Source organism: Novosphingobium sp. 63-713 (genome assembly GCF_001898925.1).
Classification (GTDB): Bacteria; Pseudomonadota; Alphaproteobacteria; order Sphingomonadales; family Sphingomonadaceae; genus Novosphingobium.
In genome coordinates this window covers 43,278-56,066 of the sequence record NZ_MKVS01000014.1, presented here as the reverse complement: position 1 = coordinate 56,066, position 12,789 = coordinate 43,278, and the positions used below count along the sequence as shown (strand labels likewise).

Genomic DNA, 12,789 nt, shown 5'->3' with positions numbered 1-12,789 from the left:
GATTATGGCAAATTTGCGCCCCGATCTGGCGGTGATCGCCGGGCATGTGGCGCCTGGGGCGAAGGTGCTGGATGTGGGCTGCGGCGACGGCACGCTGATGGCGGCGCTGCGCGATGAGCGGGGCTGCGATGTGCGCGGGCTGGAGATCGACCCGCATAATGTCGCCGAATGCGTGGGCCATGGGCTTTCGGCCATTCAGGGCGACGCGGACACCGATCTGGCGCTCTATCCCGACGCCAGTTTCGATTACGCGATCCTGAGCCAGACGCTGCAGACCACCAAGCGGCCCGACATGGTGTTGGAGGAATTGCTGAGGATCGGGCGTCGAGCCTTTGTTTCCTTTCCCAATTTCGGCCATTGGCGGGTGCGCAGCGATCTGTTGTGGCGCGGGCGGATGCCGGTGACGCGGCTGTTGCCGGTGGGTTGGTATGAAACGCCCAACATCCACCACCTGACCATCGCCGATTTCCGCGATTTCGTGGCCCAGCGCGGGCTGAAGGTGGAAGGCGCGTGGTATTTGAACGGCGACAGCCTGATCAGCCCCGCGATGGCAACCTGGCGCGCGGAACATGCGGTCTATCTGCTTTCGAGAGGATAATCGCTTCTGATCGGTAAACTCGATCGGAATATACACCTTCCCCAGCTTGCGATTCAGCCCCGCCGCCCTACATTACATGGGTGTGAAAGGACGCGCCCCTCGATGAATGACGAACAGCCCAATGGAAACCCCTGGACGAAGAGCCTTTTGGTGTGGGGAGGGATCTTCCTCGCCCTGTTCTTCGCCGTATCGCTGTTCAGCGCGCGCAATGACATAGGCGCGCAGGCGATCCCCTATTCCGAATTCCGCGCCAAGGTCGCCGAGGGCAGCGTCTATGACGCGCAGGTGGGCGAACAGCGCATCACCGGCAAGTTCAAGAACGGCGAAGCCTACAGCACCGTTCCCATTCCCAATGACGTGACGCTGGCGCCTTTGTTGGCCCAGAATAACGTGAAATATCAGGGCAAGGCGCCCGAAGAGCCGAATGTTCTGCTCTATATCCTGCTGCAGGCTCTGCCTTTCCTGCTGATCGTGGCGGTGGGTTTCCTCGCCATGCGTCAGATGCAGAAGGGCGGTGGCGGCGGCGCCATGGGCTTTGGCAAGAGCAAGGCCAAGATGCTGACCGAAAAGCAGGGGCGCGTGACCTTTGCCGATGTGGCCGGCATTGATGAGGCGCGCGAGGAGCTGGAGGAAATCGTCGAGTTCCTGCGCGATCCGGGCCGCTTTTCCAAGCTGGGCGGCAAGATCCCCAAGGGCGCGCTGCTGGTCGGTTCGCCGGGTACGGGTAAGACGTTGCTGGCCCGCGCGATTGCGGGCGAGGCGGGCGTGCCTTTCTTCACCATTTCGGGTTCGGATTTCGTCGAAATGTTCGTGGGCGTGGGCGCAAGCCGCGTGCGCGACATGTTCGAGCAGGCCAAGAAGAACGCGCCCTGCATCGTCTTCATCGACGAAATCGACGCGGTCGGCCGCAGCCGCGGCAATGGCCTCGGCAATTCGAACGACGAGCGCGAGCAGACGCTGAACCAGTTGCTGGTCGAGATGGACGGGTTCGAGGGCAATGATGGTATCATCATCATCGCCGCGACCAACCGCCCCGATGTGCTCGATCCCGCCCTGCTGCGTCCGGGCCGTTTCGACCGTCAGGTCGTGGTGCCGGTCCCCGATATCGAGGGCCGCGAAAAGATCCTGGCCGTGCATATGAAGAAAGTGCCGCTGGCCCCCGATGTTCAGCCCCGCGTGATCGCGCGCGGCACGCCGGGCTTTGCGGGTGCGGATCTGGCCAATCTGGTCAATGAGGCGGCGCTGCTGGCGGCCCGGCGCAACAAGCGTCTGGTGGCGATGCAGGAATTCGAGGACGCCAAGGACAAGGTCATGATGGGCGCCGAGCGTCGCAGCATGGTCATGACCGAGGAAGAGAAGAAGATGACCGCCTATCACGAGGCCGGCCATGCGCTTGTCTCGGTGAATGAACCGGCCAGCGATCCGATCCACAAGGCGACGATCATCCCGCGCGGCCGCGCACTGGGCATGGTGATGCGCCTGCCGGAACGCGACTCCTATTCGTATCACCGCGACAAGATGCATGCGAACCTCTCGGTCGCCATGGGCGGTCGCGTGGCCGAAGAGCTGATCTTTGGTTATGAGAAGGTGTCGAGCGGCGCCTCGGGCGATATCCAGTATGCCACGGGTCTGGCGCGCAATATGGTCACCAAATGGGGCATGAGCGACAAGCTGGGGCCGCTGCAGTATGAGGATCAGAACGAGGGCTATCTGGGCATGGGCGCCAGCCAGCGCCTGTTCGCCTCGGATGAAACGAACAAGCTGATCGACAGCGAGATCCGCAATCTGGTCGACAATGCCCATGTGCGGGCGACCGACCTGCTCAAGTCGCAGATCGACAAGCTGCATACGCTGGCGCAGGCGCTGCTGGAATACGAAACGCTGACCGGTGACGAGATCAAGCAGGTGGTGGACACCGGCAAGATCGACCGCCCCGAAGCGCCCAGCGGTGTGCCTCTGCCCGCAGCGATCAGGGGCACCAGCGTGCCGCGCGCGGGCCGGTCGAGCGGTCTGGCGAACGGCCTTGGCGGGATTTCGCCGCAGGGGGCATAAAAGCTGCCTTGGTTGCGAAAATGGGCCTCGCTGGCAACAGCGGGGCCTTTTCTTTGGGGGCGTATCGAAGGCTCAAAACAAAAGGCCCCGGAAAAGCCGAAGCTCTTCCGTGGCCTTTTGTCTTAATCGCCAATGCGATGAAATCAGCCGTCGTAATCCCCGCCCAGCGAGGTGTTACGCACCGGAGCCGCCGCCGTGATGCGCAGCGCCTCGGCGCTTTGCGAGAGCGAGCCGATGTCATCGACTTCATCATCATCGTCAGGCAGGACGCGCTGCATCGAGGTGATCAGCGATTCCTTGAGGATCTTGGGACGGACGGTTTCCTCTGCGATTTCACGCAGGGCCACCACCGGGTTTTTATCACGATCGCGTTCGAGCGTCAGTTCCGCACCGCCCGAGATTTCGCGCGCGCGCTGGGCAGCCAGCAGCACGAGATCGAAGCGGTTGGGGATCTTGTCGACACAATCTTCAACGGTTACGCGCGCCATGGGCACTCCGTCTTGAATAGGGAAATTCCAGCGAACCTTGGCGCCTAGGCGGCAAAGCGGCGAAAGTCAAGGATTCGTGAGGCAAAGGACGCCTCACTCCTCCAGGTCATAGGAATAATTGGCCAATTCCTCGGGCGCCAGATCGCTGAACTTGGTGATCTTGGCCTCAAAGCGCATACGGACCTTGCCGGTGGCGCCATGGCGCTGCTTGGCGATGATCAGCTCAGCCAGACCAAAGACGCGCTCCATTTCCTCCTGCCACTTGGCATGGGCCTCGACCACCGCGGGCGGATCGGTGGGGCCGGGCTCCTTGGGCTCGCGGCCCTTGACGTAATAGTCCTCGCGGAACACGAACCAGACCATATCGGCGTCCTGTTCGATCGAGCCGGATTCGCGAAGGTCGGAAAGCTGGGGACGCTTGTCCTCGCGCTGTTCCACCGCACGCGAAAGCTGGGACAGGGCGATCACGGGAACATGCAGTTCCTTGGCCAAAGTCTTCAAACCGCGCGAGATTTCCGAGATTTCGTTCACGCGATTGTCGGTCGCCCGCCCGCTGCCCTGCAGAAGCTGAAGGTAGTCGACGATGACCAGACCAATGTCATGGCGCCGCTTCAAACGGCGCGCACGGGCGCGCAGGCCCGCAATCGTCAGGCCCGGCGTATCGTCAATATACAGCGGCAATTGGCTCAAACGCTGGCTGGCGAAGGAGAGCGCCTGAAAATCCTCACGGCTGATCTTGCCCATACGCAGCGCGCTGGAGGAAATGCCCGATTGCTCGGCAAGGATACGCGTGGCGAGCTGATCCGCGCTCATTTCGAGGCTGAAAAAGGCCGTCGCCGCGCCGATGCTCTTGGCTGGATCAAGGCCCAACTCGCGGTCGGTCAGCAGGCGGTTGGCCGCGTTGAAGGCGATATTGGTGGCCAGCGAGGTTTTGCCCATACCCGGACGGCCGGCCAGAATGATAAGGTCGGAATCGTGCAGACCGCCGATGCGCTGGTTGACCGAATCAAGGCCCGTGGTCTTGCCCGCGACATGGCCGCCGCTGTTGAACGCCTTTTCGATGCCCGAAATGGCGGTGCGGGTGGCCTCGGCAAAGCTCTTGGCCTCATTCGCGCCGCCCGCGCCGTCGGCCACCTTGTAGAGCGCGGCCTCGGCGGCCTCGATCTGCTCCAAAGGCTCGACCGATTCGCTGGTGTCCATCGCGCCCTGCACCAGATCGCGCCCCACCCGCACCAGTTCGCGCAGCAGCGCCAGATCGTAAATCTGTTCGGCCAGCACGCGCGGCGCGATCAGCCCCTGACCATCGGCGGTCAGGCGGCCCAGATAGGCCGTGCCGCCCAGCGCCTTGAGCGCTTCGTCGCTTTCGAAATAGGGCTTGAGCGTGACCGGCGTGACCACCGCCTTGCGATCCAGCAACTGCAGGATACGCTCAAAGATGCGGCCATGGACAGGTTCGAAGAAATGTGCGGGCGACAAGGGCTTGGCCAGTTCCTCGACCACGCGGTTGTCGATCAGGATGGCGCCCAGAAAGGCTGCCTCGGCCTCGATATTGGCGGGCAGCGCCTGCGCGCGCGCACCGGAATCATTGGCGGGCGAAAACGGCAAAGCCGGGGCGAGATGGGTGTCAGATTGTGCCATGGATGGGCCCTCATGCGCCCAGCGGCGGGGCGGCGCAATGGGGTGTGTTGCAAACGACCCTGTGGATAATGGGGATTGGGTCGGGGCGCTGGCGGGAAAATCTCTGTGCGGGCCCATGCTATGGTTTGCACCATAGTTCCTTGCACCCCCTTGCCTGCGCCCCTCGCATTTGCGAAATGAGGAGGTCTTATGTTGTCCAACCTGCCTCCCGTGGCGCCCACTGCGCGCATTTCCAGCATCGATCTGGATGAAACGACGATTCTGCGTCGCAATGACGACATCGAGCAGGAGCGGCGCGTGGCGGTGTTCGATCTGATCGAGGACAATGTTTTCAAGCCCTTGCGGATCTGGGATGCGGGCTATCACGGCCCCTATGCGGTGCGCCTCGCGGTCCATGACGGGCGTCTGTCGATGGAGATCAGCGATGGGCGCGAAGGGCATGAGGGCGAATTGCTTGAAACGATCATGCTGGGGCTGGGGCGCTTCCGCCGCTCGATTCGCGAATATTTCGCCATTTGCGAAAGCTATTATCAGGCGATCCGCAAGGCTTCGGCCAAGGAAATCGAGACGATCGACATGGCTCGGCGCGGGGTCCACAACCATGCTGCCGAACTTCTGCTCGAAAGGCTGGAGGGCAAGGTGGAAACCGACTTCCCCACCGCGCGCCGGTTGTTTACGCTGATTTGCGTACTGCATATCAAGGCCTGATGACGATTCGCGTTTCATGCGGACGGGCCATCACAAAGAACGTTGAATAACATGGCAAAAACCAAAACCCGTCCGCGCGGCAAAGGCCGTAGCGGGCGCCCGTCGCTTCTCTGGCGTCTGCTGGCGGTGCTGGCGCTGCTGGGCATTGTTGGCGGGGTCTGGGCATGGTGGAGCATGCGCCACTGGCAGCCCGACCGCACGACATTCCCCACGCAGGGCGCGCTGGTGGGCAGCGCGGACGGGCCGGTGGATTTTGTTGCCTTGAAGGCGATCGGCGCCAATTTCGTCTATATCGAGGCTTCGGCCAGCGCTTTCGCGCGCGATCCCGCCGTGGTGAAAAATCTGGATGCGGCGCGCAGCGCGGGCCTGCCATGGGGCGCGCTGCACAAATATGACCCGTGCCAGCCCGCCGACAAACAGGCCGCCAATTTCGTCACCGTGGTCCCGCGCGATAAAAAGATGCTGCCCCCGGCGGTCGAACTGGAGCAACTGGCCGATCATTGCCCGGTGCCGGTGTCGGATGCCGCCGTGGTCAGCGAGCTGATGACCTTTCTCAACCAGATCGAGACGCATACGGGCAAACCGGCTGTGCTGAAACTGGGGCGCGAATTTGAAAAGACCTATCCCATTGCTGCCACGCTCGACCGTGCGCTGTGGCTGAGCGCGGACCGGGTGCAGCCCGATTACGGCGGGCGGCCATGGGCACTGTGGACCGCCAATTCGGGCCTGCAGACCTCGGCGGCCGAGCAGCCCTTGCGCTGGGTTGTGGTGCAGAAGTAAAAAGGACCATGATGCACGCCATGAATCATAACCGTGATGCCCTGATCGCCGCCGCTCGTTCGGCTTCCGCCCGCGCCTATGCGCCCTATTCGGCGTTTCATGTCGGCGCGGCGCTCGGCTTTGCCGATGGCAGCGTGGTGACCGGCGCGAATGTCGAGAATGCCTCCTATGGGCTGGCGCTCTGTGCGGAAACGGTGGCGGTGTCGCGGGCGATGGCCGATGGCGTGCGCGGCGGGCTGGTGGCCGTGGCGGTCATCGGCGGATCGCCGGGCGAGGATGGCGTGGCCCAGCCCGGACCGGGGCCGGTGACGCCCTGCGGGCGCTGCCGTCAGGTGCTCAACGAACTGGCGCAACTGGGCGGCACCGATCCGGTGGTGTGGAGCGCATCGGCCGATGGCGTTGCGGAAATGAAGCTGTCGGAACTGCTGCCGCTGGCCTTTGGTCCGGCCAATCTGCTTTAGGCTTGCCGGAAATCCAGAGTGCCGCGCCGCTCGGCAAATTTCCATTCGCCTGAAATCAGCACCAGACGGTCCTGATAGCTGCCTACCAGCGGCGGCTTGGGTGATTGCAGCGGAAGGCCAGCGCCATCAGCTTCGCCGGTGAAGAGCAGGATCTGGCTGAAAGCGCTGGCGCTTTGCCCGTCATCGGCGACATCTACCACGATATTGGCCACGATATGTCGACTGGCGCGCGGCGGGCGGGCCTGAAACGCGGCCAGAATCGCCTCGCGCCCGGTGGTGAAACTGTCGGGAGCGGTGGGGCGGTTCATCCTCCCATCCTGCGTGTAAAGCGCGGCCAGATCCTCCCATTGGCCAGCGTCGTTCAGGTGGACGTAGCGCGTGATGAGGCGGGCGATGGCGTGTTCGGCAAGGAGGCGGTCGAGGTCGGTCATGGTGGGGGCTTTAGCAGGGTTTGCCTCCGGCGGGCAAAGGGACTTGTCCCTTTGCAATCCCGTTAATGGGGTGGGGGTTCGGGGGCGTGTGGGATTGGATTTAAAGCCTGCGGCGCGGCAAGGGAGCGCAAAAAGCGCCGCAGGCTTTAACAATTCAGCCATGGCGTCCGACACTCAACGCCGAACCCCATGCGCAACGAAGACATTAACGGGAGCGCGAGGGTCTAGACCCTCGCACCTGAAACTTAATCCTTAAACCCTTCCCGCGCCCGCGAATTATCCAGCACGATGGGCGCGCCGGTCACGGGGTGGGGATAGTGGAACGGCACGGTATCGGTGGCGGGCCACAGGCGGGGCAGGGGATCGACCAGCGCGTCGGGGCCGAGCGGATCTTCGGGGAAGAGCGTCTTGGTCATCGGGATATAGTCGATGGGGGTCTTGGCCCAGCCATCGGCAAAGGTGCCATGCCAGAAGGGATAGTAGCGCAGCGCCTTGATTTTCCAGACGAGTTCGCCCGCCTCATTGGCCTCGCGGACATATTCGTTTTCATACAGGCCGCCTTCCCACCATGCGCGCTGGTTGCCCTCGGCGCTTTCGTGCAGGCCGGCCTGCATCATCGAGCGGCCGCGCACATGGGCGGTCTTGCGGTCGGGGGCGACGTCGATCACCATTTGCAACTGGGGATGGTCGAGCAGCCAGCCGTAGCGCGGGCCATTGTGGCCCTGCGTGAAATTGGTCTGGAAACGCTCGATATAGAGGCGGCGGACCCCGGCCTTGCCCTTGTAGATCCCGCCCAGAAACCACACTTCGCCTTCATCGGAGAAGAGGTCGACAACCTCATTATATTGTGATTTATCAATGAAGAAGCCATAGGTGTACTGGATACGGCGGATCTGGTGGATATCCTGCTGGATGGCCAGATCATGCTCGACGCGTTCAAGGCGCGCGGCAAGGTCTGCGAGGGTTGCTTCAGCCATGGTACTCTCCCGGAGAAACGAGTCTTGGGACTCTGTGAATCTTTGTCATCCTTGTGATAACTTCATGGTTGCGAATATCAAAGCAAGAAATATGTATTACATACAAATTTGCCTCGCCATAAGAACGGGGACGCTAGGCCGGAGGAGGACGCTATGAAGGCATGGGTTCTGCGCAAAGGGGCGACCAGCCTCGATGACCTGCATCTGGTCGAGCGCGATGTGCCGCGCCCCGGCTGGGGCGAGGTGCTGATCCGGGTGCGGGCCTGCTCGCTCAATTTCCGCGATTCTGCGATCGTGCGCGGCGTCTATATCGGCGGCCCGGTGGCCGAGGATATCGTGCCCTTTTCCGATGGCGCGGGCGAGATCGTCGGGCTGGGCGATGGGGTACATGATCTGGCGCTGGGCGACCGGGTGGCGGGGATCTTTTTCCAGCATTGGCTCGAAGGGCCGCCCAATCCCGGCGTCGGCCCCGCGCTGGGGGCTGGCGGGGCCAACGGGATGCTGGCCGAATATGTCGTGCTGCCCGCGCAAGGGGTGATCCGCATCGCCCGCACGCTCAGCTTTGAGGAGGCGGCCTGTCTGCCCTGCGCCGGGGTGACGGCGTGGAATGCGCTGATGTGCGGTCCATCCCCGGTCAAGGCGGGCGACAATGTGCTGGTGCTGGGCACCGGGGGCGTGTCATTGATGGCGCTGCAGATCGCCAAGGCGGCAGGCGCGCGCGTGGTGGCCACCAGCAGCAGCGCGGGCAAGCAGGAGCGCGTGGCGGCGTTGGGGGCCGATGCCACCGTCAATTATCGCGACAATCCGCAATGGGGCGTCGAGGCGGCCACCCATACCAACGGCGGCTTTGAACATGTGGTCGAAGTGGGCGGGGCGGGCACGCTGGCGCAATCCATCGCGGCGGTCGGCTTTGGCGGCGAAATCGCGCTGATCGGTGTGTTGACGCGCGATGGCGACACCAGCCCCCACGGGCTGATGCTCAAAGGCGCCAGCTTGCGCGGGATTTTCGTTGGCTCGAAGGCGATGGCCTTGGAGTTGAACGCTTTTATCGATAGCAATCGCATCAGGCCGGTGGTCGATCGGGTGTTTCCGATGGCGCAGGTCAAGGATGCCTTCGCCTATCAATCCTCGCCCGATCTGTTCGGCAAGGTCGTTATCGCGCTTTAAGGGAGCCATTATGCCTGAAATTACCGCTGCCGTTTGCCGTCAGCCGCACGGAGCTTTGACGCTCGAAACCTTGCGCCTTGATGATCCGCGCGATGATGAGGTGCTGGTGCGGATCGTCGGCTCGGGCATTTGCCACACCGACCTTGCCGTGCGTGATCAGCAATTGCCCACGCCCATGCCGGTGGTGCTGGGCCATGAAGGGGCGGGTATCGTCGAGGCGGTGGGCGCGGATGTGACTCATGTGAAGCCGGGCGACCGGGTGCTGATGAGCTTCAACTCCTGCGGCACATGCCCGTGCTGTCACGATCACGCGCCGACCTATTGCTACAACTTCTTCCCGCATAATTTTGCCGGGGCCCGTGCCGATGGCAGCTTTACCCTGCATGCGGGCGAGGAGCCGGTGCATGGCAATTTCTTCGGCCAAAGCAGCTTTGCCACCTATGCGCTGGCCACGGCGCGCAATGTGGTGCGCGTGCCCGACAGTGCGGGCGCGGTGCCTTTGGAGCGCCTTGCGCCGCTGGGCTGCGGGATGATGACCGGGGCAGGTGCGGTTCTGCGCAGTATGAAGGTGCAGGCCGGGATGCCGATTGCCATCTTTGGCGCGGGCGCGGTGGGCCTTGCCGCGGTGATGGCGGCCAAGATTGCCGGGGCCGATCCGATCATCGCGGTCGATCTGCACGAAAACCGCCGCGCGCTGGCGCTGGAATTGGGGGCGACGCATGCGTTGGACGGGCGCGATGATCCTTTCGGCAAGATCGCGGCGCTTTGCCCCCAAGGGCTGGCCTATGCCTTTGACAACACCGGCCTTGGCAGCATCATCGAGAGCGCCTTCAACCTGCTCGCCCCGCGCGGCGTGCTGGGCATCGTCGGGGCCAGCGACCCCACCGCCATGCTGACGTTCAACGAAACCGCCTTCATGGGCGGCGGGCGCACGGTCAAGGGTATTCTTGGCGGGGATTCTGACCTGTTCGGCTTCCTGCCCGAACTGATCGAGCATCATCTGGCCGGGCGCTTTCCCTATGATCGGCTGATCGGGGTATTTCCGTTCGAGCAGATCAATGAGGCGATTGAGGCCGGAGAAAGCGGGGCTGTGGTCAAGCCGGTGGTGGTGATGCGGTAGGGTTCTAAGGGAGTTTAGATGCGAGGGTCTAGACCCTCGCGCTCCCGTTACTGTCTGCGTTGCACGATGGGTTCGGCGGATGGGTGTCGGACGCGGCGTTTGAGATTTAAAAGCCTGCGGCGCGGACAGGGATGCCTTTGCCGCGCCGCAGGCTTTATCGCCATCACCCAGCTATGAACCATAACCCCACCCCAAAATCGGGATTGTTAAGGGCCCCCGCCCTTAACCCGCCGGAGGCACACTTCTTTCTTCACCCATCCGATAATTTCATATAGGAGAACGCAAAAGCCCGTCACAGGAGAGGACACATGCCCCATATCCGCACCACCCATGTTGGCTCGATGCCGCGTGGGGAAGAGCTGACGCCGCTGCTGATCGCGCGCGACCGTGGCGAACCTTATGATGCGGCGGAATTTGACGCCAAGGTGTCGGCAGCGGTGAAGGAAGCGGTGCGTCATCAGGTGGAATGCGGGGTCGATATCGTCTCGGACGGCGAGATCGGGAAGATCGGCTATTCGACCTATATGATCGAGCGTCTGAGCGGCTTTGGCGGCCATGTGGATCGTAAGTCCGCGCTTGATCTGGCCGAGCATCCCGCGCTGGTGAAGAAGCTTTCTGCGATGATGGGCAGCCAGGATTTCGTGCGGGCGAGCTGCGTGGGGCCGATCAAGCTGGTCAATCTGGAGCCGCTGCACGAGGACATCCGCCGGTTCAAGGCGGCGCTGGCGCAAGAGGGCCGCGAGGGCACGCAGGCCTTCATGAACGCGGCCTCACCGGGCCTGATCACCGCGTTTCAGGTGAACAAATATTACCCCAGCCACGAGGCTTACCTTGCCGATCTGGCCGAGGCGATGCGGACGGAATATGAAACCATCGTCGATGAAGGTTTCTATCTGCAACTCGACTGCCCCGATCTGGCGATGAGCCGCCACACCGGCTATCAGGACCTGAGCGAGGCCGAATTCCTCAAGGTGGCCGAGGAGAATGTGGCCGCCTTGAACGCGGCGACCGCCAACATTCCGCCCGAGCGGATGCGGATGCATATCTGCTGGGGCAATTATGAAGGCCCGCATGACCATGACATTCCGCTCGAACGCGTGGTCGATATCATCCTGAAAGCCCGCCCCGCCACGATCCTGTTCGAGGCCGCCAATCCGCGCCACGAGCATGAGTGGAAGGTCTGGGCGGACGCCAAGATCCCCGATCACAAGATCCTTGCGCCGGGCCTGATCGACACCTGTTCGAACTATGTCGAGCATCCCGAACTGATCGCCCAGCGCATCGAGCGTTTCGCCGGGATCGTGGGCGCCGAGCGCGTCGTGGCCAGCACCGACTGCGGGTTTGGCACCTTTGCCGGTTATGGCAAGATCGACCCGGATGTGACGTGGAAAAAGCTGCGGTCTCTGCGCGAAGGGGCCGATATCGCCGGGGCGCGGCTGTAATCAGGGCTTTTACTGGGGCGTGGGCATTCTATAGGAGGGGGCATGGCTGAAGCTGGAACTTCCACCTCGCATGTCAAATCGGCGATGCGCACGCTCGACATTATCGAATATGTCGTGGCGCGGGGTGGCCCCGCGGTGGCGCAGGAAATCGCCGGGGCGCTGGCTATTCCGGTTTCCAGCTTGTCCTATCTCCTCGCCACGCTGGTCGAGCGCGGCTATCTGGAACGGGCCGGGCGCAATTACCTGCCGGGGCCGGGGTTGCAGCGTTTGCAGGCCCGCTCCGAGCCGACGCTGGAGGATCGCGTGGCCCCGCTGGTGCGCGCGCTGCGGGTGCAATTGAACGAGACGGCATCCTTCTTTGTCCGCGATGGCTGGCAGTTGCAGACGCTGGTGACCGAAAGCAGCGAACATGCGCTGCGTTATGCGATTGCCGTGGGCGCGCGGGCGCCGCTGCATGGGCTGGCGGCGGGCAAGGCGATTCTGGCCGCGATGCCCGATGAGGAGGTCGAGCGTTATCTGCGCGAAAGCCGCCGCGAGAGCTTTACCGAGGCCACGCTGGTGAGCGCGGCGGATCTGCGCCGCGAGATTGCCCGCACGCGCGAGCGTGGCTATGGCCGCACCGGCAGCGAATATTCGGTGGGCATCGAGGGGCTGGCCTGTGCGGCCATGGCCGGGGGCGAGGTGATTGGGGCCTTTGCCGTGGCGGTGCCGTCTGTGCGTTTCGATGCGGAGGTGGAGCAGCGCGTGGCCGGACTGCTGATGCGCACGGCGGGGCTTTTTGAAGGCTGACCCGCAGCCCCGCTTGCAATTACCCGACAAAGCTGTATGGGCGACCGCTTGCCGAATGAGGCGGGCTTGCCCGATTCTTTCGGTATTTCCGCGCGGGAGGGGCCTTCGGGCGCCGTTCGACCGCTTGATCTGAAGGGT

Annotated in this window: 13 protein-coding genes; 9 read left to right on the top strand and 4 right to left on the bottom strand. The window is 63.1% G+C overall.

Annotated features, from left to right (window positions below; all coding sequences use genetic code 11):
- Positions 1-4: 4 nt before the first annotated feature.
- Complete coding sequence (gene metW, locus BGP00_RS07915; RefSeq protein ID WP_168603990.1) at positions 5-598, top strand: methionine biosynthesis protein MetW; 594 nt, start codon at positions 5-7, stop codon at positions 596-598.
- 102 nt (positions 599-700) lie between these two features.
- Complete coding sequence (gene ftsH / locus BGP00_RS07910) at positions 701-2,650, top strand: ATP-dependent zinc metalloprotease FtsH (protein ID WP_292693278.1); 1,950 nt, start codon at positions 701-703, stop codon at positions 2,648-2,650.
- A 143-nt stretch (positions 2,651-2,793) separates the two neighbouring features.
- On the opposite strand, the gene rpoZ is transcribed toward ftsH, so the two are convergent.
- Together rpoZ and BGP00_RS07900 are read right to left on the bottom strand one after the other, a co-directional pair.
- Entirely contained in the window at positions 2,794-3,138 is a 345-nt protein-coding gene (rpoZ, locus tag BGP00_RS07905) for a DNA-directed RNA polymerase subunit omega (RefSeq protein WP_168603988.1), read from the bottom strand.
- Between the two features lie 93 nt (positions 3,139-3,231).
- On the bottom strand, positions 3,232-4,776 hold the full coding sequence (locus tag BGP00_RS07900) for a replicative DNA helicase (RefSeq protein WP_168603987.1): 1,545 nt from the start codon (positions 4,774-4,776) through the stop codon (positions 3,232-3,234).
- A 192-nt stretch (positions 4,777-4,968) separates the two neighbouring features.
- On the opposite strand from BGP00_RS07900, the gene BGP00_RS07895 reads away from it, so the two are divergent.
- Genes BGP00_RS07895 through BGP00_RS07885 form a run of 3 tightly spaced genes read left to right on the top strand, consistent with a single transcriptional unit; the run spans position 4,969 to position 6,725 of the window.
- Entirely contained in the window at positions 4,969-5,484 is a 516-nt protein-coding gene (locus tag BGP00_RS07895; RefSeq protein WP_292923520.1) for a UPF0262 family protein, read from the top strand.
- Between the two features lie 51 nt (positions 5,485-5,535).
- Complete coding sequence (locus BGP00_RS07890) at positions 5,536-6,264, top strand: glycoside hydrolase family 25 protein (protein ID WP_168603985.1); 729 nt, start codon at positions 5,536-5,538, stop codon at positions 6,262-6,264.
- Positions 6,183-6,725 (top strand): cytidine deaminase, encoded by a 543-nt coding sequence (locus BGP00_RS07885; protein ID WP_292693272.1) that lies wholly within the window; start codon positions 6,183-6,185, stop codon positions 6,723-6,725. The genes BGP00_RS07890 and BGP00_RS07885 overlap by 82 nt, the downstream gene beginning before the upstream one ends.
- Here BGP00_RS07885 and BGP00_RS07880 read toward each other — a convergent pair.
- Complete coding sequence (locus BGP00_RS07880; protein ID WP_292693270.1) at positions 6,722-7,156, bottom strand: nuclear transport factor 2 family protein; 435 nt, start codon at positions 7,154-7,156, stop codon at positions 6,722-6,724. The genes BGP00_RS07885 and BGP00_RS07880 overlap by 4 nt on opposite strands.
- Positions 7,157-7,401: 245 nt before the next feature.
- Positions 7,402-8,133 (bottom strand): nuclear transport factor 2 family protein, encoded by a 732-nt coding sequence (locus BGP00_RS07875; RefSeq protein ID WP_168603982.1) that lies wholly within the window; start codon positions 8,131-8,133, stop codon positions 7,402-7,404.
- A 153-nt stretch (positions 8,134-8,286) separates the two neighbouring features.
- On the opposite strand from BGP00_RS07875, the gene BGP00_RS07870 reads away from it, so the two are divergent.
- The 4 genes from BGP00_RS07870 (at position 8,287) to BGP00_RS07855 (ending at position 12,651) form a co-directional block, all read left to right on the top strand.
- Positions 8,287-9,300 carry an NAD(P)-dependent alcohol dehydrogenase gene (locus BGP00_RS07870; protein WP_292693267.1) on the top strand — a complete coding sequence of 338 codons (1,014 nt, stop codon included), beginning with the start codon at positions 8,287-8,289 and terminating at the stop codon, positions 9,298-9,300.
- Positions 9,301-9,310: 10 nt separating this feature from the next.
- Complete coding sequence (locus BGP00_RS07865; RefSeq protein WP_292693265.1) at positions 9,311-10,420, top strand: NAD(P)-dependent alcohol dehydrogenase; 1,110 nt, start codon at positions 9,311-9,313, stop codon at positions 10,418-10,420.
- A 308-nt stretch (positions 10,421-10,728) separates the two neighbouring features.
- The gene (locus BGP00_RS07860; protein ID WP_292693262.1) at positions 10,729-11,862 is read left to right on the top strand and encodes a cobalamin-independent methionine synthase II family protein; all 1,134 of its coding nucleotides are present in this window, start codon (positions 10,729-10,731) and stop codon (positions 11,860-11,862) included.
- A gap of 42 nt (positions 11,863-11,904) precedes the next feature.
- Positions 11,905-12,651: an IclR family transcriptional regulator gene (locus BGP00_RS07855; RefSeq protein ID WP_292693259.1), complete on the top strand. Its 747-nt coding sequence runs from the start codon at positions 11,905-11,907 to the stop codon at positions 12,649-12,651.
- The last annotated feature ends 138 nt before the right edge of the window (positions 12,652-12,789 follow it).

What these genes read in the sequence shown, in the direction of transcription:
- BGP00_RS07870 (WP_292693267.1), top strand. Translation starts at nt 8,287, where the DNA reads ATGAAGGCATGGGTTCTGCGCAAAGGGGCGACCAGCCTCGATGACCTG.
- BGP00_RS07900 (WP_168603987.1), bottom strand. Translation starts at nt 4,776, where the DNA reads ATGGCACAATCTGACACCCATCTCGCCCCGGCTTTGCCGTTTTCGCCC.
- BGP00_RS07890 (WP_168603985.1), top strand. Translation starts at nt 5,536, where the DNA reads ATGGCAAAAACCAAAACCCGTCCGCGCGGCAAAGGCCGTAGCGGGCGC.
- BGP00_RS07865 (WP_292693265.1), top strand. Translation starts at nt 9,311, where the DNA reads ATGCCTGAAATTACCGCTGCCGTTTGCCGTCAGCCGCACGGAGCTTTG.
- BGP00_RS07855 (WP_292693259.1), top strand. Translation starts at nt 11,905, where the DNA reads ATGGCTGAAGCTGGAACTTCCACCTCGCATGTCAAATCGGCGATGCGC.
- rpoZ (WP_168603988.1), bottom strand. Translation starts at nt 3,138, where the DNA reads ATGGCGCGCGTAACCGTTGAAGATTGTGTCGACAAGATCCCCAACCGC.
- metW (WP_168603990.1), top strand. Translation starts at nt 5, where the DNA reads ATGGCAAATTTGCGCCCCGATCTGGCGGTGATCGCCGGGCATGTGGCG.
- BGP00_RS07880 (WP_292693270.1), bottom strand. Translation starts at nt 7,156, where the DNA reads ATGACCGACCTCGACCGCCTCCTTGCCGAACACGCCATCGCCCGCCTC.
- BGP00_RS07885 (WP_292693272.1), top strand. Translation starts at nt 6,183, where the DNA reads ATGGGCACTGTGGACCGCCAATTCGGGCCTGCAGACCTCGGCGGCCGA.
- ftsH (WP_292693278.1), top strand. Translation starts at nt 701, where the DNA reads ATGAATGACGAACAGCCCAATGGAAACCCCTGGACGAAGAGCCTTTTG.
- BGP00_RS07860 (WP_292693262.1), top strand. Translation starts at nt 10,729, where the DNA reads ATGCCCCATATCCGCACCACCCATGTTGGCTCGATGCCGCGTGGGGAA.
- BGP00_RS07875 (WP_168603982.1), bottom strand. Translation starts at nt 8,133, where the DNA reads ATGGCTGAAGCAACCCTCGCAGACCTTGCCGCGCGCCTTGAACGCGTC.